General features: G+C 53.1%; 12 protein-coding genes. 2 read left to right on the forward strand and 10 right to left on the reverse strand.

Annotation, left to right across the window (positions count from 1 at the left end; translation table 11 throughout):
* Window positions 1-321 precede the first annotated feature (321 nt).
* The 5 genes from ACJRW5_RS24655 to ACJRW5_RS24675 form a co-directional block, all read right to left on the reverse strand.
* Window positions 322-1575 carry a hypothetical protein gene (locus ACJRW5_RS24655; RefSeq protein ID WP_484573107.1) on the reverse strand — a complete coding sequence of 418 codons (1254 nt, stop codon included), beginning with the start codon at window positions 1573-1575 and terminating at the stop codon, window positions 322-324.
* Window positions 1576-1900: 325 nt separating this feature from the next.
* Complete coding sequence (locus tag ACJRW5_RS24660) at window positions 1901-2161, reverse strand: hypothetical protein (RefSeq protein WP_484573108.1); 261 nt, start codon at window positions 2159-2161, stop codon at window positions 1901-1903.
* Window positions 2162-2384: 223 nt separating this feature from the next.
* Window positions 2385-3332 carry a hypothetical protein gene (locus ACJRW5_RS24665; protein WP_484573109.1) on the reverse strand — a complete coding sequence of 316 codons (948 nt, stop codon included), beginning with the start codon at window positions 3330-3332 and terminating at the stop codon, window positions 2385-2387.
* 174 nt (window positions 3333-3506) lie between these two features.
* Window positions 3507-5408 (reverse strand): UvrD-helicase domain-containing protein, encoded by a 1902-nt coding sequence (locus ACJRW5_RS24670; protein ID WP_484573110.1) that lies wholly within the window; start codon window positions 5406-5408, stop codon window positions 3507-3509.
* Window positions 5405-7744: an ATP-dependent nuclease gene (locus tag ACJRW5_RS24675; protein ID WP_484573111.1), complete on the reverse strand. Its 2340-nt coding sequence runs from the start codon at window positions 7742-7744 to the stop codon at window positions 5405-5407. Before ACJRW5_RS24675 ends, ACJRW5_RS24670 begins: the two co-directional genes overlap by 4 nt.
* Before the next feature lie 236 nt (window positions 7745-7980).
* Between ACJRW5_RS24675 and ACJRW5_RS24680 the strand changes: the two genes are divergently transcribed.
* The gene (locus ACJRW5_RS24680) at window positions 7981-14412 is read left to right on the forward strand and encodes a hypothetical protein (protein WP_484573112.1); all 6432 of its coding nucleotides are present in this window, start codon (window positions 7981-7983) and stop codon (window positions 14410-14412) included.
* Window positions 14413-14516: 104 nt separating this feature from the next.
* Window positions 14517-15881, forward strand: a complete 1365-nt coding sequence (locus ACJRW5_RS24685) for a DUF6602 domain-containing protein (protein WP_484573113.1) — start codon at window positions 14517-14519, stop codon at window positions 15879-15881.
* Between the two features lie 93 nt (window positions 15882-15974).
* Here ACJRW5_RS24685 and ACJRW5_RS24690 read toward each other — a convergent pair whose 3' ends face one another.
* The 5 genes from ACJRW5_RS24690 to ACJRW5_RS24710 form a co-directional block, all read right to left on the reverse strand.
* Window positions 15975-16934, reverse strand: a complete 960-nt coding sequence (locus tag ACJRW5_RS24690) for a hypothetical protein (protein WP_484573114.1) — start codon at window positions 16932-16934, stop codon at window positions 15975-15977.
* Window positions 16935-17077: 143 nt separating this feature from the next.
* Window positions 17078-17530, reverse strand: coding sequence for a hypothetical protein (locus tag ACJRW5_RS24695; RefSeq protein ID WP_484573115.1), 453 nt, complete (start codon window positions 17528-17530; stop codon window positions 17078-17080).
* Window positions 17527-19872, reverse strand: a complete 2346-nt coding sequence (locus tag ACJRW5_RS24700) for a hypothetical protein (protein WP_484573116.1) — start codon at window positions 19870-19872, stop codon at window positions 17527-17529. Before ACJRW5_RS24700 ends, ACJRW5_RS24695 begins: the two co-directional genes overlap by 4 nt.
* On the reverse strand, window positions 19869-21383 hold the full coding sequence (locus ACJRW5_RS24705) for a site-specific integrase (RefSeq protein ID WP_484573117.1): 1515 nt from the start codon (window positions 21381-21383) through the stop codon (window positions 19869-19871). Before ACJRW5_RS24705 ends, ACJRW5_RS24700 begins: the two co-directional genes overlap by 4 nt.
* On the reverse strand, window positions 21380-22597 hold the full coding sequence (locus tag ACJRW5_RS24710) for a tyrosine-type recombinase/integrase (RefSeq protein WP_484573118.1): 1218 nt from the start codon (window positions 22595-22597) through the stop codon (window positions 21380-21382). Before ACJRW5_RS24710 ends, ACJRW5_RS24705 begins: the two co-directional genes overlap by 4 nt.
* Window positions 22598-22738 lie beyond the last annotated feature (141 nt).

Raw genomic sequence — 22738 nt, forward strand, 5'->3', positions numbered from 1 at the left:
ATCCTCTGACAATTATTGCTAGCAGCTATTTAGCTGCAGACAAGAGCGAGTCACTCGAAGGGCTTTTTGCGCGAATCCAGCGCGATTTATCTTAGCCAGACTGCTTCCCTTGGGGTTTGCCCGCTTTCGGCCAGAAGCAGCAGCTCGGATGTGTCTACGAAACTAGGAGCGACTCAGTTTGCTTGATACACCTGAGCCACTTCTTAGGAAGTGGCTTTTTTGTCGATTTTCGATCAGCACCTTCGCTGTCTCAGGATGGTGAACTGTAAGAATAAGGCGATGGGCCGCTTTCCAGTGGCGCCCTGTAGCCTCGTCTACCCCTCAGCCCCGCCGGCGGGAAGCGCGAGCTTCGGCCACACTGCTACGCCTGTCCGGGTCGTAGTAGATCGCATCGAGCAATGCGGCGCGGCCGTACCACAGTTGCTGTTCCTCATCGGACTCTGGCAATTCTTCCTGCCACCAAGGCATGAGCTGCATGGGCTCAATGAACCGGTCCCAGTAGTTGTGCAAGGTGACGGTCGAGAAGGCTGTACCGAAGGCGGCAGCTAGGCCCAGTTCATTCGGGCCACAGTAGCAAAAGAAGTAGTCCGGCCGCTTCATCGCCAGCAGACGCGTGCCAATGCCAATCCACGTCGCCGCCGCACCGGGTACCCGTAGGAATCTGCTAACGAATGCTTCGTAGTGGCGGCGCTTCACGGGGCCCAGCAACGGTATCTGGTCCAGGGCGTATGAGATTGCCACGGGTTCGTTTTGCAGGGCAGCGAAGGCCCGGCCAGACGAATTCATTTGCCCGAAGAGCCCCCAATCCAGATCCTCTACGGAAGAGCGCTGCAGTAAGCCGCCGATCCGGCGTTGGTCGTTTATGGGCAGGTCAGCAAAGGTGGTGGTGTCGGCGAACAGTTGCCGGGCTTGCGAGAGCACCTGTATCCGCCCCGGCAGGTCGTTGGCCCTGTCCGCCTGAACGCTGGCCACGTAGTGCTTCCAGTTCATGCCATTGAGATCAGCGTTATTACTTGACCCGCTTCGCACGAAAGGCTTCCTGATGCGGGTGAATGCCTTCAGCTCCTCCAAGGCGTCCTTTGCCCGGGCCTTGTTGGCCTCGTAGGACTGGATGAAATCGTCGTCGATCGACTCGGCGCGGGCCCACTGTTGGCGGATGAAGTCGTGGAACGACACCAGAGCAGGGTCTTTTCGGCCGCCCTGCAGAAACACGCCGGCTTCGATGTTGCGGGCCATGCCGGCGCCGGTGAGGTTTGCACTACCCACATAGACGCAGAGCTCATCACCCAGGTCGAAGCTGTAGACCTTCGGGTGAAACATCGGGGCGGCGTCCGGAGCAAATACCTTGGCCGGGGTGAAGTCTTTGCAGGCCACCAGGCACTTCGTATCGCTGAAATAGCGCGTGGTACCGATAACCAGGTGGGTCATTTTCGCCTTGTTGGCGATCGCCGCCTTAAACACCAGATTTTCCGTGCACCACGCGCTAGCCCACGAGAACGACTTGCACTGCTTGATCAGCTTGAGCAACTTCTGACTGGTTTCTTTGGAGCCGGTTACCGACGATATGGTGGTCATCCTTGGTCTTCCATAAGGCTGGGTTTAGCTCAGCGTGAGATCATCATTGCCCTGCCAGCCACGACGTAGCGCATCGGTTTGCACAGCCCGGTCGGCAAGGCCCAGTTGTAGCGATCATCGCTTTCTACCCGCTGTAGCGCCAGCGGCAAACTCGCCCAATCCGCCTTGCAACGTGCTGTCGAAGGAAATGCCGGTGCTCAAACGACTTGGGGTGTGGGACGCGGCAGTCCAGGCGGTCACTGGGGCATTCCGCGAAGATGGGCCAGCAGACGCCTGAAGGCTTGCTGGCTGAAGTACCTTGTTGTCTCCCGCAGTACCCTGACGCTCAGCTTTCGGCGCCGGAGCTTTCTGCGCGGCGGTCAGTATTGCAGTGCCAGTCGAGCGGAAGCAGGGCCTGGCCATCCACGCGGTTGGCGATCAACCATTCCAGCTTGCTCGGCACGTCGCTGGCATTGTGCGTCGCGGCGCACTCTTGGCAGGCCGCCACGCCCTTGGGGGTGTACCAGTAGCGAGTCGGCGTGGTGCAAAGTGCGCAGGTCTCACCAGGCCTGTGGCTCGGCGCGTCGTCGTGCCTGATGGTGATCATGGGCTTTCTCGTTACTTGGATTTCGGGGTGGGCTCTTTGCGCGGTTTCGCGCAGGAAACCAATGATTTGCTCTTCAGTAAAACGCTTCCTCATGTCCAATGGCTGTCGATCAGGGGCTTAGGGGGCGAGAAAAGAGGGGATTAGATCAGGGCGGATCAGGCTAACCCAATAGCTGCAAACTAAACGGCATGGATTCCAGGCCACATGAGATGCCGCCATAGCTCTAGCTGTAGAGATTGAGAAGATCCGTAAGAGAGTGGGACAGTTGAACTTGGTATCTGACGTCTAGTTTGGCTTGTCGAGCGCGCGAAACTGATGCCTTTTCTGCAATCACTCGCGACGAGTACGGAATTGCGGTGTAGAACGATTGCATGTCCAAAACGTCATTCGTAGTCAGCGGGCCCGTCTCAGCTTCCAGGCGCGCTGACATTTCAGCCTCAATATTTAGAGTGGGCACGTCTTCGACTAAAGCTTTGACTGCTGAAGCACCGATCGATTTCAGACGCTCGTATGAGTAGCCGAGGTGATCAGCGATACGGATAAATAGCTCTTCATGATCTCTGAAGAGTTGAACGAGGTAGGCTCGACGGCGTATATCAACTCGCTCTCCGGTTAGCGTCTTCCGGCGAATTTCAATTCGACCAACCAACTCTGATACGCCCTTTTCAAAATGGGTATGGGCCATTCGCCGTATCTCATCGGCCTGACCGGTCATGTAATCGATGTACAAGTCAGCTGGAGAGACGACGGTGAGTATTCGCAATACCCGTTGGACGTCTTCGGATTGTGAAATCAATGAGTCCAGTGGTTCGAACGCCTCAAGAAAGCAGCTCGCTAGAAACCAATGCCGCGGTAGAGAAACTGGTGGACTGCCGAAGATCTGATGCATGGTTACGCAAATCTCTCCTCGAAGCCTACTCGCTCTACTTCGATAAGCGACGCCTTTGCTCAACTCCGCTTGTGTCGCCGCAACATGACCTCTGCTTGCAGGATCGTTCCGTTTAGACGTTTCAAGCACATGTGACGCGGAGAGGGGGAAGACTACCTGGCCAGCATCCACAGCGGCACGTAGCTGGAAATACAATTCCGCCAAGGGGCCAGTTCGCAGCGCACCGGAATGAACACGTGCCAGTTCAATCCATTTGTTCTGATCCAGATACACGATATCCATACATTATGCTCATCCGCATCTGGGCGATTAGCCCGCAGCAGGCTCTGACTAACCCCTGCTGAGATCATAAAGGTTAAGTTTCGCGCAGTTCGTCGCCGAGCAGAACTGGCAACGACGACATCGTAATCAGCCTCATATGGATCATGAGCGCTAAGCGGTGCGGCGAAGGGTGACTCAATCCAAGGGGGGCTCGAGAGCAGCTTCGTCCACGATGTCATCGGGCGCGAATATACCGGCCTCTTCAATCTTTGCTCGTGCTGCGTCGATATCTTGTACGAACATGACAACAGCTAAGTCACGGGTTGCGCGTGAGCAGCACACATAGAAGAGCCGCCTTGTCCGATCAACGACACTGTCGTTGCCGTTCGCAATGTTCTCTTGATCCGTATCCGACAGTGGCGCCAGATCAAAGTATTTTGAATAGGAAAAATGCCGCTGCCCTTGGCCTTCCTCGTCATCAATCAGCACGAGCACACGCTCGAATTCTGCACCCTTGACACCTTGTTGAGTAGCGAACGGTGACAGATCCTCAAGGTAATGGTTGTAGCCGATCAGTTCATCGACACGGCAGCTCAGAAATTCCGTGACGTGAGGTACTTCAGGATCGCTGTCCGCTGCGAGTGCTTCCTGATCTGCATCGAGATACTTCGTCCAGGCCTCGTCTAGCTGAAGCAATTCGGCGTTCGATGCAAAGGTAACCACTTCTCGTAGTGCCACATCGCCTGCCAGGATCAGTCTGGACAGCTCTAGAACGGAGGCCTGCAGTTCCCTCAAGAGCACCGGTGCATGGGCTCCAGCCAACCCTGCGGAGTTCAATAGAGGGCACTCGGCACGCAACAACGTCATCACGTCGAACTGGCGGTCATCGCGTACGGCTATTGCCAAAGGCAACAAGTAGCTCAGAAATGGCCGAAGAGGCCATGTGGTCCCATCTTTGAGACCATCCTTGATGCTTGATGGTGCTCGATCATTCAACGCCGCATACAGATTAGGAAAGCCAAGTCGAATCGCTGCCATGCGGTGGACGACCACCAGAACCCGAACATCAGCATCACGGTCTGTACTTACCCAATGCTCGTCCTGGTTCACGCGCCTGAGCCATTCACGAACTTTCGCGAGCTTCGCAGAGCGGTTCTCGTCAGCTACGAGCAAAAAGATTCTTGCACTACCTTCAACAGGCCGCTCGGCATCATCCACTCGCGTCATCCTGCCGCGTGTCTGAACTAATCCGTCACCGTTATGGCGAACAGCATTCACGACCTGCAGTACCCGCTGCGGGCATCTAAAGTTCTCTGGCTTGGTAATCCGACTCCAGCCTTCAGCAGGCTCTATCGTGCCGACGCCATCTAGGTAGATCTTCTGCATCGGGTCACCAAAGAAGCCCAGGCAAAACTCGACTGGCGTGCTCTCGGCGATATGGCGAAAGGCTGCAACGATCTCTGGACGGGTGTCCTGGCTCTCGTCAACGAAGATGACCGGATAACGGCTTGCAATGACATCGCGGAGCAACTGGCTCTGCTCGATCAACTCAACAGCCGTGGCAATCACATCGGCATGGCCTAAGACACCACGCCCGAAGTCGCTGCCTGCACCATATGAGAAGTGTGTTCGGAGACCTACATCCTCAAGCTGACGCCTATAGCGGGCGATCTCACCGACCAGACGCTCACGGGTCGCTGGGCGCGTTCTTGGCTTGTCGTGATGCTCTTGGGCTTCCAGGATCTTGTCCTGGATGCGTGCGATCACCCAATTCTTCAGGTTAGCTTGGAACGGCCGCACCACTGTCCATAAGAAGCTGTGAATCGTCGATACGTGGAACAGCTCATCGTTACCCACGTCGCCCCAGACTTCCTTGACCGCCACTTCGGTGTAAGTGATGCATGCGACCCGTTGTCCACGGGGCTTTAGCTCCGCCCTGCGTGTCTGCCCCAGGTGAGCTAGTGCCTTCACAAGCGACGTGGTCTTTCCGGAGCCGGCACCAGCGACCATGACGAAGCTTCGTTGAGGACGTTCGTCCAAGCAGGCGCGCAGATCCAAGTCTGCCTGCGTGTCGGGCGCTCCAATGCGCCGAGTCATGGTGCAGCATCCGCATTGCCGGCAAGAGGTGCTGCCGGCGCCTGTGGATCGATTTGCTCCCCAAGCCATCGAAGGCCTTCTGCAATGTAGCTTGGCACTGTCCAATCCACAGGATCTTGGGCCAGCAGTGCGAGCGCGAAGTCGGTTTTGTGAAAGTTTGTGCTCTTGACCTTGCGATGCAGTTTCTGCGCGATCTCCTCCAGAGACAGCCTGTTGGAGCCCTTTATGCGTAACCCGAGGCCAGCTCGTTCTGCATCCTGGCACCACTCCAAATTTTGCAGCGCGAAGGCTTCCTCTAACGTCCGTCCTGTCATTCTTGTCGTCGCTCCGCGCCAGTTCACTTCGACTGGCATTTGGTAAGCGACTCGGACAAGCGCGTCGCCGGCGCCGGCACGCGGTTGGGTACGCTGGTCGGCGGTCGAAGCCAGCAGATCGACAATGGAGTTACACCCTGGAAGCCACTTGACCAGCGTTTGATTAGATGTGAGCGCGCCGGGCTCATTGACCATGCAGGCCTTACGTCCACGACGGGCTTCTGCGGCTTCCTCGGCCTGTTCATCAACGTAGGGCTCTGCATCTGCATTGTCTTCATCGATCAGCTGCTCTCCATCCGCAAGCGCTGGATCTGCGGCAGCAGGCGGGAATACGCTATCAATGTCAGTCACTATCAGAGACGTAAGGCCCAGGAAGTCGATGAGGCCTTTGAAGCGGTGCCCAAACGCGCCACCAATCTCAAGGATGCTCAGGTAGGTCGACTGAAGACCCGGTGCAACTTTGGCGATCATCTGCGGCATTAGCAGCCGTTCGACATTTCCTTCAACTAAGATGGCGGCATCGGCAAAGAACAGATCACAGTGTGTAAGTCTGAGATAGCGTTCAAGAAAGTCCCTTGTTCGGTCAGCTGGATCGTTCGGATCGCTGGCTGTTTCATAGAAAGCCGCCATGCTGAGAACCTCGGACCGTTGGACCGCTGCATCGGCTGTACGTCGAAAATACCGTATCGGCTGAAAACCGCGCTCAAAGAGCACGTGCGGAGAGTGTGTCGAGACGACGAGTTGGCTCGTGCAATACGGCGCGTCCACCTCGGGAACTGCAAGAATGTCCAGCACCTTGCGGATGAAGACTTGCTGCAGTTGAGCGTGCAGGTGCGCTTCCGGTTCCTCGATGAAAATCAAGTGCAGAGGAGGGCGGTTGTCTTCAATGTCCAACCATCTGGCGTGCACATCGAGAAGCTCGACAACCATATAAATGAGGTTCTTGAACCCCAGCCCATTGTAGCGGTCAGGCAACGTAGCAGGCGTGTCTGCCCCCGCTAGAGTACCCACAGCGTAATGAACACGAGCACCTTCGTAGCTACTCAAGATTGTGGCTGGATTTAGAGCGGTCTTGATCAGCAGTCGGGGGTTGTTGATACCGGGATAGCCAAGATGGGCCAACCGCTCAAGCGTCGGACCAAAGACACGTTCGAGATGGTTGTTCAGCAAAGTCTCGGACTGAGATAGCGCCTGCTGGGCGTCATAGTCCTCACCGCGCTTTTCCAAGTTCCTTTCATAGAAGCGACTCAAGCAGCGAGAAAGGTCTTCGGATCGAGCGCCGCCATTTGAGTCGGAGAGGTGGCGCTGGGCATGTAGAAAATCTACCTTGACCAAGCTCGTCAGTACATCCTTACCGCCGCGCCCTTTGTCGGGCCTCAGGCGTAGAGGCGTGTAGCCCTCTGCTGGACGTAGATCTGCATCGAACTGTGCACTGTCGAGAACGTAGTAGCGCAACTCAAAGTCCCGCTTCAGGCGGTCGCCGGAGCTGTCTGCAAGGTAATCACAGAGCGTTCGTGGCTGTGGGATGTACTCAGCATCGCCCTGAGCCTGATTAGGGTCTGCTTGAGCCGGATTTTGAGCCTGCCCCGCTGGCTGCGCGCGAGCCAGTCGTGCCCTGTTTCGTGTCTCTTGGAAGTTGGCTCTGAGCGCAGGGGCATCTGAAGCCGCGAACTCGACCCGAATGCCAACTCGGCTCCCTTGCCAATCTAAGCTCGGCAGAAGGTCTATGACGCGGTGAAGGTCAGCAGGTAGGACATTCAGCCAAATATCGATGGAAATGGTTGGCAGTTCGGCCCCTTCCGCACCCTCGCCAAAGGCGTTGATGGCGTCCCAGCATTCTGAGCTGAAATCGTGAAGCGAAAACCGATCTCTCGATGCAGAAGTGAACAGTTGAAGGGCATGTGCTGCTGAGGTTTTGCCGCTGTTGTTGGAGCCGACGAAGATAGAAATGTCGGATGCCAGATCGATGCGGGTGTCCTTGAGTCGCCGGAAATTTCGAATCCAGATCGTTTCGATATGCATAGGTCCTCCCCCTTTTTGGCGATGCTATGGGAGAAGCATTCGATTGGATAGCGGGTGATCAAATTGAGGCGTGACAAGGGGCCTTGCATTGCCTGTCCACCATCAAGCTGTGGGTTTAACCTCGCGGTGTTGTCTCACTGCAGTTAGCTTCAGCGCAACGTGCATCTTGACTGCCATGGGATGTACTCGCCACTCTGAAAAGCGAGCAAATAAGGATCGAGCATCAAGAGGTCAATGTGGAAGACAGCGGGGATTTCTTAGGTGCTGTTGCATCGAATGCCGGTGATGACTTCCACGTCCTTTGGGCCACGCGGGAAATGCTGCGGCTGCTTGATGCCAAAAGTGATGTAACGGCGGTCAAAGTCGAAGGCCCTCCACTTGATAGCGTTCATGCCGAGCTGGGCGAACATGGCCAAGCCGCCGACATTGTCCTGACGCGCCACACACCTGAAGGCCCTACCTATCGTTACTTACAGCTCAAACATTCGGCATCGAACCCTCAGGAAAACTGGACCTGGTCGCGGCTTCTAGCTCGGCGAGCCAAGACCAAGCCGCTGAGTAGTGTGCTGGGTAAACTCGCTGGGCTGTTGAAAGCCGTCGAGTTCAAAGGTGATTTCGCTATCGTCACCAATCAGCCGCTGTCCACTGCAGTAGCAAAGGACATTGCACGGCTGATTAAAAATGGCAGCAAGCCCGCTCCAGAGGACGAAGAGCTATTCGGAAAACTCACCAAAGGGCTCGGGCTGACCGGCCGGCAAGTGGTTACTTTTCTCAAAGCATGGGATTTGGCGGGCTTTGCATCGACCTCGCGACTGGTAATGGAAAGCGAGGTTATTCAGCACCTTGCTAGTTTGGCCGATGCTGATGCACGTGATGATGCCAATCTTCTGCAAAAGCGCGTTGCCACATTGATGCTTCCGGAGAGTCGTAATGATCCGGCAGTGACGCGAGAGGTGTTGTCGGTCTGGCTGGGTGCAGGTAGCAAGGGCATGCTGTTCCCGGCTCCGTCTCAGATCGAACCAGCTCTGCCTTACGTACGGCGAGAAGTCATTGATTTTCTCGGTTTGAAACTGACGGAGCCCCTCTCAAAACCTCTGCGCCTTCATGCCGGGGGTGGATGTGGCAAAACTAGCTTGATTTGCGATTTGTCGTCGGTTCTTCCGCCAGGTTCGGAGATATTCATATACGACTGCTATGGTGGCGGCTTGTTTTTGGCTTCTGATCAAAAGCGCCACCTTCCCGAACAGGCTTTTACACAGCTTGGCAATGAGCTTGCCGCGCGGCTTAGAACGCCGCTGGTGATGCGGCGCCAGGGTAGCATCGACGTTTTTGAAGCATTCAGGAACCGCGTCAAGGTGGCCGCGGGCGTTTTGAAACTGCGTAATGCGAGTGCGCAGCTAGTGCTGTGTTTCGATGCTGTCGACAATGCACGGACTGGCTCGATTCACTGGCATGAACCCTGTTTCCTGGATGTCTTGAGCCAGGCGTCGGCTTGGCCAGATAACGTTCGGATCGTTGTTAGCTGCCGGACTGCTCGTCGTGACGAGGTCGGCGATAAGCGTCTCTACGAGGACGTTGAGGTTCCAAGCTTTGATGTAGATGAGGTGCGCCAGCTCGTTGCTTTGTGGCAGCCCGATTGGCGTCCCGCGCTTGCTACTACCTTTGAAAGTCTCACAGGCGGTAATCCGCGCCGGCTTGTCTATGCGATCAAGGGTTTGCCGAGCGACGGCGAAATGCAGGCCGTAGAACGTCTGATGCCGCGGGCTGAAGGTATCAATCCGTTGTTTGAACAGCGGGTCAGTGAAGCAGGTAAGCATCTCGGCAACGTTGATAAGGTCTGGAAAGTCCTTGATGCCCTGTCCCGTCTTCCCCGCCCAGTGCCGGGAAGAATTCTCTCGACATTGGCAGAGCTTGCTCCAGCAGATATCAAAGACATCTCCGTAGATGTAGGAGGTATCGTTGAGCGCGAGGAAGGGTGGTCCTTCCACGATGAAGACTTCGAAGCTTTTGTGATTGAGCGCCCTGGAAGTGATGGAAAAGAACTGCTAGAGCGCGCGGCTGATCTGCTCCTACATGCCCGGCTCACTGATCGATACGCCGCTACTGGCGTGGCAGAAGTACTCGCCGCCGCCAACCGCCTTGACGCCCTCTATGCGCTGGTCACCCAGGAACAGGAACCATCAGCTGTTCTCACTCCGCTAGAAGCGCAGTTCATTTGGTCCCGACAGCTTAGCCTCGCAATACGCTGCTGCCGCACAGCGGCTGATGTCCCTAACGCATGTAGTCTGCTCATTGCATCAGCCGAAGCTATTCAGCGGACCAAGTTACTTGAGGATCTAACGGTCGAGAATCTCGACCTCTCGGTGCGGTTTGCGGCGGAGGAAGCGAATCGCCTTGTGATGGTTGGTCAACGTCACAGGAACAAACGCCCGCGGCTACGAATTGAGCTCGCTCGTCAGGCGGCCCCAACGCACCCAGAGGCAGCGAGAACGCACCTCCGATGGTGGCAAGCTCATCTTCGCGAATCCAATGGGGTTAAGCGCTCTAACGGTTTCCAAATTTCGGCTAACGATATAGCTGCTGAGTACCAAGCCTATGCAGCACTGACGGGTGAGGCAGGGGCCTTTTCTCGCTTGTTCGACTGGCGACCTAAGTCGGCTCTGCAAGCGGTGCTCAACGTGCTAGCGGCGTGGGCCGCGGGACGTAATCTCCAAACGCTACTTGATGCTATCGACGCGCGTGCATGGCCCCCACTTGGGCTGGCACCACTGATGGCGGCAGCATTACTTGCCGGTGCGGATATTAGTGACCCTGTTATGCGCCGAGGGATCGCACGTTTAGCGCAAGCTACGAGCGCAAGATGGAAGACACCGTTCGAGATTGGGCTGTCGAGCTCGCCACTGCTTAGCTTGCAGGAAGCAATGCTCCTGATCTGCGAGCGAGCCATTGCATATGATGATCTCAAGCCCTTGGTCGTTCAAATCCTCAGTCGTGCAATGCCAAAGCCTGAATTGGAGGAAACACACCACTTGCACCGACTGCGTTCGGCTGGCGCGCGTCATGCGCGCGCTTATGCTCTACGCGAGATGCTCTCTGGCGTCATTGTGCCCATCGCCGAATGGCTGCCGCCACGACGTGAAGTCCCCCCTAAGCCTGATCGCAGGCCAGGGCAGCGTCAGGAAAAGTCGTCCGAGGAGTATTGGAACGAGTCCCTCACAGAAACAGTTTTGGCATTCTCGCGGTTTGTCGAGGCCGCACGAGTCACCCTCGCGTCACTTGCATCCGACCCCGTTAGCGCATGGTCCGGGCTTGCCAAAGCACTTAATGTCTCGCACAGCTATGACCAGTCGGCTCGCCGGGACTCAGATGCAGCAACATTGCTTATGCGCAATCACCTCGTGCATGCGGGAGTCGGCGGCGGCAACGTGGCTGCTCTGGTTCCAAGCATGCGCAAAGCTCTGCAGCGCTGGTCGGCAGACAGCATTAAATGTGCAATGGATTTAGCAAGAACGCTCGCGCTAATACCACATACGCATGACACGGTGCTGACGCTGTTGACAGAGATTGCTAGCGAGGTAGAGGTTGATCCGCTGCCTGCCTCCGAACGAGTCAGATTGTTTAGTGAGTGCGCGCGGATTGCGCTGCCACTTGATGTCGGGCTTGCGGAATGGCTGTTCGGAAAGGCGGTCGGTGCAACCAGCGCAGTGGACTTCGAGGCTCGCAGTGCGCTTGCAGCTGCAGGTGCTATTGCACGAACCGGCCTTAGTGGAAGCCCAACCGAGTGTGCAATGTTCGCCGCACGCCTCGGAGACGCTGCGGGTGCAGTCGCTGAATCACTTGGGATTAGCGATGATTTTGCCTGGGATGAAGTAGTTGGCTGGATGGCTGCTGCAAATCTGCCGATGGGATTGGCCACTGCTGCTCGCTGGCATGATCGAGGCATTACAGCATTCGACCATAGTCTTCCCGCGGTGATTGAAGGTGGGTTCGGACTATCTCTTGCCCAACGCGTCGCTTTAGCGACGCTGGCATCCGACGGCCCTGTTGATCTAAAAAATGTAATTGGGGGCTGCGCCACGCTCCCCAATTGGATCGTGGAGCCGATGCTGGCAGATCGGCTCCGCGAGGGGAAAATTGATGATTTTCTCACCGTTTTCGAAATGCTCAAGGATCGTGCAGGTAATGACGCTTTAGCTACGATCGCCGATGCAAAAGTGTATTGGGATACTCTTTTTGCTTGGAGAGAGTTGTGTGTTCAAGATCACTCAGCCTGCGATTACAAGTCGGAGGATCAAAGTGACGAGGACATATCCCCCTCTCTTCAAACGCGGGAAGAGATACGCCTAGCTCTGTTGGAGGGGGCAGGGGAGCGAAGCCCCAGCTCTTATCAGTTCTGTCAAGTTGCGGGGCGGCTAGGCAGTCTTGCGTTACGTGTACCCTTTCTCGATATTGCGCTAGAGCTAGGAGCGCACGACGGCGAGTTTGGTGAGGCTGTACCCAGGATTTTGGAAGGCTGGTCAAGCTATCCACCAGTGACATCTTGGATGCGTGAACGCTTTCCTTCCTACATTACGGGCGCACTAAATCAGCTTTTTCGCTGGAACTATAATGGGACCGAGACCCTGGAGGCCGCGCTTAAGGCTAGTGCGTTGGAACCAGCCTTGCAGGCCAACCTCCTACTTGATGGAGTCGAGCAACAAGGAGAGCGCATTTCGTCCGACCTCCTCTATGCGCTAACGGGACTAATTGCGGCCAGGACCCCAGCCGAGGAGCGCTCGGGACTGTTCGACGCGCTGCTGCGCAGGATTGAAACTCGTACCTCACACCCACCGCGCATCCGCCTCACAGACATCGTACCGCCCCATGATGTCGCCGAGAGCGTTGCACGGGGCCTGTTTGCCGCGATGGGGGATATGGATCGCCGAGTCCGCTGGCGTGCTTCTCACGCTGCACTTGTACTGCATCAAGGGAAAGATCCTGCTTGGGAGAAGCTGGTGGCGTGTCTAGCCAGCGACGATGAGTCCATCTTTGCCGGGGCTCCCTTCTATCGCTATGCCGCACTAGAGCAGCTGATGGTGGTACTGCAGCGTACCGCGATCCAAAATGCCCAGGATATCGCCAAGCACGCACCTCTTATCCTGGAGACAATCCAGCGCGAAACACATGTAATAGTGCGCGAGCTTGGGCGCTCAGTGCTTCTGGCTGTTGATGGTGTGGGTTCATGGACGCTCGCCGAAGAAGACCGTGTTTTCGTGGAGCAGCTTAACCGCAGTCAATTGGCTCCGGTAACTCGCAGCGATCAGTTTCCGCATCGCTCGAATGAAGAACGACGACAGCGGCAATATCAATTCGACAGCACCGACGCGATTCCGTATTGGTATCAACCAGTCACACGATTGTTCGGTATGCGCATGGGCGTCTTTCTCGATCGGCTTGAACATTGGGTCCATGGCAAATGGGGTTATAGCCATGCAGTGACGAGCTGGATTGAGGAGCCACGGCTTGATCGTGTCCGAGGCTTACATGGATTGACCTCTCGCCGGCAAGGCGAACGTCCTACGATTGAACGATTGACCTACCACATCGAATGGCACTCGATGATGTGCTTGGTGGGGGAGTTGATAGTTGAGCAACCGCTTGCCACTTCGCGCGAAGATAATGAGCTCGAAGCTTGGATAGAGCGCAACCTGCCAACCATTTCGCCCTATTGGCTTACCGATTTGCGCACGGCTCCTCCATTAGAACCACGTTTTTGGGGAGTGGCACCAACGAAGCTACCTGAGCAAAACGAAAGTCTCGAAGCCGAAGCGAAGACCTGGGGGGAAACCGTTTTGGCCAATGTCTTTGATACTGAGATCAACGCATCCAACAATCTTGTGGTCGCTGCTGACTTCGAGCTGTGCTGGGGGGATGCCGTCCAGCACGTCCATATTGATTCGGCACTGGTGTCATCTACTACGTCGCAGGCGCTCGCACAGGCACTCGCGAACACGCGAGATCGTATGGATTTCGCTTTGCCAGACGGTAGATATCACGAGGATATCAACATGCCAGGCTTCCAGCTGGAGGCTTGGCTACGAACCTCCGAAAACGATCCACGGGGGGATCAGTTCGACGAGCGCCGCGGGGCGACCTCAGGCATCCCCGTTAGACCCGTGGATGCAGAAGTAGGCAACCCGCTGAGCTTTAATTTTGAGAGTAGTCTGGGGCAACCACCTGTAGGGGACGCCTCGATCAAGATCGCACAATGGGGGCGCTTAGAAGTAGAAGGGGGGAATGGCTATGGCTGGCGCGCAACAGCCTGTCGAGCATCTCTTTCTGAAATGCTTAGTCGCACCGATAAAAATTTAATTCTCTTAGTCGAGATATCTCGTCAAATACGTAGTGATGATGTCGGCCGCAACAAAACCCGGTGGGTGCTTTATGTCTTTGATAAGGACGGCACCTTAACGCGGGTAGAACGAGAGCGGCGGAGCCTTGGGCGATTCCTTGTAAGGCGGGAAGGCTTAGAAAACAGTGTCGATACGCTGGGGCGCTGGATGCTGCACCGCGCCGCGGAACTTGACCGGAAACGCGATATGGCTAGCAACGAGCAGTGCATAGCGCGTAATCACGAGATTGAAATGCTCTGTGCCGCCTACAGGCAACGTGACATTGACCGCTTCTAATAGTAGACCTGCCCTGGCCTGGCCTCGTCTGGGTTTTGGAAGCCCACACGACAATGGCTTCCTGGAGTCAGCTCTCAGAGCCGTATATTTAAATCGAGGGATATATGTCAGAAAACGCAGGAAAGAGAAAGCGGCTGACAACAGAAGAGAAGCAAACTCGCGCTGAGTTTGCGAACAGTGAAGCGCGCACAAAAGAGTGGCTGACAAGTCAGGCCTTGAGGGCAAATAAACTCCGCTCTAAAGATAAAGAGTTTTATGGATTGGAGCGTGAGCTTATTAACCTGCAAGGGAAAATGGTGAGGGATTATGAGGCATCAAAAGATATAAAACATCCAAGGGACGTTGGTACGATTCGGGAAGTGTTGCTCAGAGAGTTTTTTCTGAATAATAAGCTTCTACCCAAGCGCTACGCTGTATCGAGTACAAGCGTCCGAGTTGCCTCGACCAGCGGGCATTTGAGTAACGAGCTTGATATACTTTTCTACAACTCCCTAGATTCTTTTTCGCTAATGCAGCGACAGAATGTCTACGAAGTTTTACCTGTAGAATACTGCTACGGAGCTATTCAGGTTAAGTCGAAGCTGACGAAGAAGGAACTGAAAAATGGCTTTGACAATATTTCCTCATTCAAGAAACTACGGAAATTGAGCGGCGATCGCCACTATCATTTTTCTCAGCATGAAAAAATCCAGAGTGATGGATTTGGAATCATATTTGCCTACGACACCGATATGGACTGGACGGATATAGTCGCAGAGCTTCAGTCACATGCACGAACTTACGATAGGGCTGTTCTACCTAATGCGGTATTCATCCTTACCAAAGGCTTTTTCCTGTTTGGAAATAAAGAATTTGCCAGCGCATATAACTCTGATATTAAAAGCCTCGATGACATCATAATATCCGGCTCCCCTGATCGCGAAGGGCTCTGCCTGTATCAGCTTTATGACATTGTGTTCAATTTGCTAAGCAAGACGCAGACGCAAGAAGTACTTCCTCATCAATATTTTAGGTTGCCATTAACTGCTGGTGATTATTCATATGAGTATGTTTTTGGCAAGCTGGCAGAATTTGGAAGCTGTGAAATCCATGGGGACTACGCCAGAATTTTCACACCAGAAAAGCTAGAGAAAGTAATTATCTGGTGCCAGGCCGCCGAACCGATCAACTGGATTAAGGCTATCGACATTGCATACGGTAAGCCTGGGGATAATATCGAGGCTTACGAGAGACAGCCAGGTGATGTAAGGATTTATAATCCTGAGAACCTACCGCTTAGCGACATTTTAGTTGCCGACAGGGAGGTTCTTGTAGATGGAGAAACGGTCTTTACTAAGGTTCTTTCTTTTGACTCAATAGTCAGTTGCGGATTGAATATATCAATACCTTACTATTATCAAGTCACAGAGGATCTGGTTCAGAGATGCTCCAAGTGCAAGAAGGTCGTAAAAGCTAGAGATGATGGCTAGGGTTTAATGTGCATGTGGAGCAGGGGCTGGATCTCATCAAATAGTAGCATTCAGAGCCCATGCGAAACTGGGCTGCGCTACACTGCCTAGTGCTCACCAGGATTGAGTGATCTTGATAATAAGATCTATAAGGCCCAGCAAAAAATAAATTAAGAAGAAAACCGACCCTGACAACATGGAGAGGACGAGCAGAGGTTGCTCCTCTATCTTAAACGACCTCCATAGCAATATTTGCAGCTTATCAATTCGCACACAAACATATGCAAGGCTATACGCGGCAATGTACCCCCATAGCCAAATAGATGTCAAAATGCTAGTGACGAAGAATATTCCCTCGGGAAATGCGTAAACAACCTCGTTTGAAAAGGGGGTTTCCGACGTAAAGTTACCATGGCCATCCGGCTTAAAGCTTGATATGTCGAAGTCGTTTAAGGCTCGCAATATCATGGTTAAGTTGTTTGGATCTAACCATATGGCAAGAGAGGCTGCTGGGGATAATGATGCATGATGGAGAAAGGCAAGCTTCGCGAAAGCTAGGCCTATATAATACAAAAAGAAAGACCCAAAAAGATCAAGAAGAAGAGCCCAAACAAAGAACTTATTCCCCTTGGATAGAGTTGCCCTATAAATTTTCCTGGTTAGGCATATAGATAAGAATTCAATCACTAGTATAGAGGCGTACGTCGTCAATGCAGGCCATCGCAGGCTGCTCAATGTAATTATGTTCCACAACCACTCTCGAAATGCTGGATAACGCAGACTAAACAGCCCAATAAATATCATTGCCCATACATTCGTCAGCAGAGCACTGACGCCGAATGCTCGCCATGAGATTAATTTATATCCGAATAGAGAGTTGTTTATGTTGACCCAGATTGCCAGTATCTTTCTTGCGCCCACTCGAAAGCTGACACGCATTACGCCATCTGCAATTCGTTGGAGCTTATCTTTTTTCAAGATCTTGTCGAAGTTCTCAAAAAGCTTGCAGGCTGTCAGGAGCGCCCCAATGGCAACTCCCATGGCTAGTATGAAGCTTTGAGCATGCTCTAACACATTGTTCTCCAAAATCTGGGCATAGCGCTAGTCTAACAGAGCAGACTCGTGGTCTGACTCCAATCAGCTACTTTGAAGAACTACTGGATGAGAATTGCAAGGTGCCGGAGCTTGAGGGGAGGCCTGCCCTCAGTCCAATAGGTTTATTTGGGTTTTTGTGGCGCTAGCGCAGGCAATATTTTCGCACAGGGTAATGCTTGCAACGCCGCGAGCTGTTGCCGGGTTTCTTCCCAAACCGGGAAAAATTTACGCCATGCAGCCATCCCACCCATCTCTCCGACTGCGAGGAGCATCGCTTTATGAGATGCAATAAGTAGATCGCGCTCGGCTTGTAGGGCCTCGTTTTCTTGTGTCAGACGAGCCACACGCGCCTGCAGGTTGGTACGAGACTGTTTGTCTGTCTTTTCCACCAGAGCACGCAGTTCAGATTGACGTGCTTGGTATTGGTTGAGCAATGCCTTGCGCTCGCACTGACGTGTTATATCGCTGGCGTTTTTAAAGGGGCAATCATGCTCCCGGACCACAGAGCGCGCCGTGATGATAACGTTGTCGTTAAGCATGCGCTGGAGGATAGTTTCAAGCTCCCGAATTTTCATACTGGACTCCACGCTTTTGGCCCATCCAGTATGCTCATTCCGTGCTTATCCTCCACGCTACGATAGAGGTCTTTGCCATCAGGGAATGGGTGCTCCATAGGAGCTGTGACAAGGATTTTCTCCAAACTTTCTAATCGAGACTGAGCGTGCTTTAGTTGATTCTGCCATCCAATATTTCTGGCCTCAGGCGGACTGGTCTCAATGACATTCACCACATCAATCATCCGATGTTTCAATTGCTCTAGCCTTTGCTGCTCCTCAGGAATACCTGAGCGAGTCAGGTGCCGGCAGTCGTAGCACTCAAGGTGCTTGGGACAGGGGGCAACCGTGAAGCTATTTACGCAGAATCCAAACGGGGTGGCATGCAGACCATCTGCCTCCGCAGATAGATAGCAAAAAGCTTCGTCATCTCCCATGTCTTTCTGAATCTTTAAAAACTCGTCAACAATAGGGCCGCGAATTTTTTTGGCCATAATCATCTGCAGGGTCTCCTGCGCTCTTGGAGGCATCGATTCGGCCCCTTTCGGGAGATCAATATGCGCAAGGTCCTCTGCTAGGCTGCGATGATCATAAACATAGCTCTGAGCCACACTGCTGCGGTTGAAGCGTTTGGTGATGATCGTGTCGGCTACGCCAAGGCGAAATAACTCAGCGTTTTGAAGATGACGGAGTGAGTGCGTATTTAATTTGAGAGCACGATCCTCGTCTGTCTGGCCATAGCGGGAAAAGATGTTGTTGGCACCACCACCAAGATGGAGCTGCAAGTCCGCGGTCGATGCACGACCAATCGCAAAGTATCTGTTTACATCTAAAATACCGCCATTGCGCTCTTCGATAAGCGCTCGGATAGGCATCAAGAACATTAATTCTGCTGGGCTCAGGTAACTTCCATCACGTTGAAGGAACGACGTTGTGTCCGGCAGCTTGGAGGCCATTTTACTTTTAATAAGATTTTCTGCTTCACTCACGCGTATGTATGCATTCTTCCAATCAATTATTCCTGCGAATGGAGTGCCGTCGGACCTTCGAATTGTGATGGGGAGTTTTTTGAAGTACTTCATGCAGCTCGCGGATACGCCATGAACTGGCACTTGGCGAATTTGCCGTTCGCGCATTTCATCCAAATACACCGGATCGAATGTTTTTCGGTATTTATTTACGAGGTCCTCTGGCAGCGGGGGAGAGGCAAACCAAAGAGAGCCAGACACCCGACTATAAATATCCCAAGCTGGAACTAAATCATCTAGGGATAATTCTGGCAGAAGACGGGCAGTGGTGACTTGGAGGCGCAGCCTTTCACGCAGTGGTCTTGTAAGTTTTTCAGCTTCACCGAGCGCATCTAAAACCAGCCCCTCAAAAATGGCAGGCACGTGTTGTATAGTTTCGAAAAGCACAATGCCTTCCGTGCCCACATCCTCGGCTTGTTTTTCAGCGAAGTGCCGGACTGCCAGAGAACGGGAAATCCCTCCTTTGGTTCCTGCTGGGCTGCCATCGGTTGCTACGTACTCGTGCCAGCGTTTGTAGTCGGCCGGAAGCAGAGTATTCTCGCCAACGCGAAACCCGCAGGCTATGGCGACCTTGATTTGGTTGAAGCGAATGGCGTCTACGAAGGTCTTGGGTTGTTCAGTAAAGACAATACGAACAAGCTCCCAAAAGGCCTTCTCACTCGGTAGTTTTGCCGCTCCTTTCCGATCTGAAAGCTCAGCCCGTACCTTGCTCGTTTGACGGTATGTATTGTTATTACGCTTGAGGTCTACCACCTTCCTATTGGACGACTGTTGGTCTAAATAGGGGGTACAGAACTTTTCAAGGGGTGATCGATCCGCTATATGCAAACCATCTATCAAAGTGCGAATGACCATGGAAATATTAGCTGCCAGCTTACCAGACGAACCTATTCCAAGTGCCACGTTATAGGCGCGCTGTACCGAGTCAGGAGTCAGTTCCCACGGTGCTTCGGACTCGGCACAGGTGGCAATTACTCTCAATGAGCGACCTATGTTTACCAGCGCATGTCCAGGTTTATTTCGCTTGACAAGAAGCTCGTTGAGCAGGGTCGCTTGATAAAAATCGCGCCAGTGCTCCGATAGAGGCTGGGCAACAATCTGCTCGAGATTTTTCTTTTCACGAAAAGTATTGAGCACATCCAAAGCATTGGCATCGTAACCTAGTGACGAATGCCAGAAGTTGGGTGGAGTGACTAGGCCGCAAAGAGCCGCAAGGTCCCACCGTGCGGCCTTTGAAACGTTTCCATTTATGTCGATAGGCAAATTCCATAGCAACCCTCGAGAATTTGCCAGCGCTTTCCCATCCTCAACAAACCGGTGATAGAAATTGTTCATTCCGATTTAGCTCCGCTATCCATATGTATCGCGCGGACTTCCTCTGCTACTTGTAGTGCAGCTTGAAACATTCTGCGTAGCTGAGTGTAGGCTGGGCTTTCTTCATTAAGGCGAGATGCATTGGCGAACTCAGTAACAACTGGTCTCAAACTTTCAACTACTGACTCATGCACAGTTGAGTCCGACAATGGCAAAAACTTCCGGCAGGTATAACAGCTCAGAACTGGGTTCTTCGAACACAGCGATTGCCCAGCTGAACAGCCACCTATTCCAGCAATAGGGATTCCGTGAGGTGCACCGCCGATTTGCTGATCAGGAGGCAAGCCAAGGAGGGCGCTTTTATCTATAGTACGTGTTCGCGCCACCGCTGCTACGTTGGAATAGATATTTGAAATGGCAAGTGCTTGGTTTATACGTTGAGCCTGATTCGGAGATGCATCAAAGTAGACATTTGCCGTCAATGTCGTGGAATGCCCCATGAACTCGGATAATGCGATATGAGACGTACCTGCATCTGCCAATCGCTGTGCAGCGGTATGGCGAAGATCTGTGGGGGACCACCGAGTGCCAGTAATTTTCTCTAGCAAATCTCTCAGGATAATTGACAGTTTTTGTGGTGCTAAATTGAAGTAGCTATCCTGGGGAAGCTTAGTGGGTGCGTTTATTTTTGTGCGCCTAGCGGTATATTCGGCCATTATTGGCGCCCACTCAGAGCTAACCCGCCGGGTAACTCTACGCAAGACCTCACTTCCTCGCTGCTTAAGAAGAGGGATCGCCAAATGCACCGTGCCATTTTCATAGCACCGAACATCCGTTGTCTTTATACGTGCAATTTGACCTGGTCTGCACCCGTACTGGTGTGCAATGGCCAGAACACATGCATCTCTAAGATCGATAGTTGATTGGCGCTCGGGGGATTTCCGGATAGCGCAGGAAAGCTCATCTAAATAATCAATTAGCAGCGACTGGTGGTCCAGAGGTAGAAAACACTCACCTGTGCGAACGGTTTTATATATATCTCGAGTTGGCGACTCCAGCTGGCTCACATAGGGGCGCATCTCTGGACGCCAGAGTCCTATGGATAGAATGCAAAGCGTGTGAACCATTGTCCGCAGGTTAAGAGCGTACCCCCAGGTTTGATATGGACGGACTTCAGCAAACCAAAGAGCTCGAAACTCCTCGGGCCGCATAATCATCGCCTGAATCAGATGCTCAGGATTACTAATTATACTTTGACAAGCAGCCGTCGCACCCGATGGAGCTAGTCGCGAAAGTAGATCGACAGCAATATGTTTGAAGATAAACTTCAGGCCCGTTTCAAGAGAACAGAAGTCTAAACGAGACCGCTCTCCGTCAAATTTGATTTCCCAAGAATCAGAAGCCTCTGGGTCTCGTATTATGTGTAGCTTTTCATCAAAATCATCGTAGTAGCGAATTACACTTGGAAGACTTGGGAGGCCTGCGGCTATCGCAGAAATTAGACCGCTTAAATTTGATGCCGCAAGAATCATTGTTCTTTACCAAAAATCGACCTGAGAGTGCCTACTAGCAAATCATAAGTTTCGTTCCACATGTCAGCGGAATCAGACTCGAAGTATGCTCGAGCATAATGTCTTGGCATTGGAGAGGAGGGCGCCCATCCGAAAAATACACGCAGCCTCTCTGCTGCCATGTCAAGCTCATCCCCGAGCGAAACGTACCTCCCAAGCCGATATACAGCGCAGGTATGTCGTAGATCGTGCGCTGTCACGCTTGATCTATTGCGCATGGCTAATTCTTTTTTTGCAGCAGATGATAAGTTTTCGCTGGCCACTTCAAAGACGCGATGAATCGAACGAAGCGACAGGGGCTTATTTTGCTGAGATCCAAACAAATAGCTGTGAGATGCTTTTTTGCGGTAATTTCCCAAAACAATATCCGATACTGAAACAATTTCTGCGGTTAATGGTAGCTGTCGCCGAGAGCTTTCTGTTTTCAAGCTTGGAGCATTGAAGCGGGTATCTTCATCCTCGTAAGGGCTCTCAACGACATTTAACCAAAACTTTTCCTCCCCCGAAATTGTGTCAAAGTCCGATTTAATTGCGTCGGCGGGCAATATGGCAATCTCACTGCGCCTTAGTCCAAGATGCAGCATCAGTAGAAACATTAAGAAGTTTCGCCACTGAAGAGCTTTGGTCCGGAATGGGTTTCGTAAAGATTTCGGCGAGAAAATCTCGTAGAGATCTTCTACAACCACAGGTGGTAGCGCTCGAATAGCGGCTGGAGGCTTTGGCCTCGCAGGGGAAACCTGAGAATAGAGGCGATCAAGTCTTAAGAGACGACCGTGAATTTTGCTGTAGTCACCGGCTGACGAAGCGCTCAAGTGGCTGACGATGTCGGTGACAAATGATCTCGCAGAACCCCATGCCTGGTTGTTATCGACACCACGCAGATTGCCGTCATTTCTGAGGATTACTAGAAAATTGCTTAGGGCAGCCTCGAGCGTAGGCATGTCTAGCCCGGAGAGCATTCGATCCAGAGCGCCTGATCCGTACTGCCGATCAGTTGCCTGGTATAAGCGCTCAACGGCGTAAAGATGATGGCCTCGAGTTGTGGACCCCATGCTGGCCTTGAGGACATCGGCCCACACAGCAGCCCAAAACCTGGGAAGACTCAGATCATCAATCAGAAGCCAACCCTTGGTCGATTTGGGGATAGAACGATTTCGAAGCTTGATGCATGCCATAGGGCGGCGATGCTAGAGACGAAGAACCAACACTGGCAAGCCTCGCGTCAGAAAGCAGAAGGCTTGCATAAGGCTACTGACGCTCGTAAACGCAACACTCCTGAAACGGCACTCACTTAACATAATATACATTATGCGAAG

Origin of the sequence: Pseudomonas pichavaramensis (genome assembly GCF_050473265.1) — a bacterium.
GTDB lineage: Bacteria > Pseudomonadota > Gammaproteobacteria > Pseudomonadales > Pseudomonadaceae > Aquipseudomonas.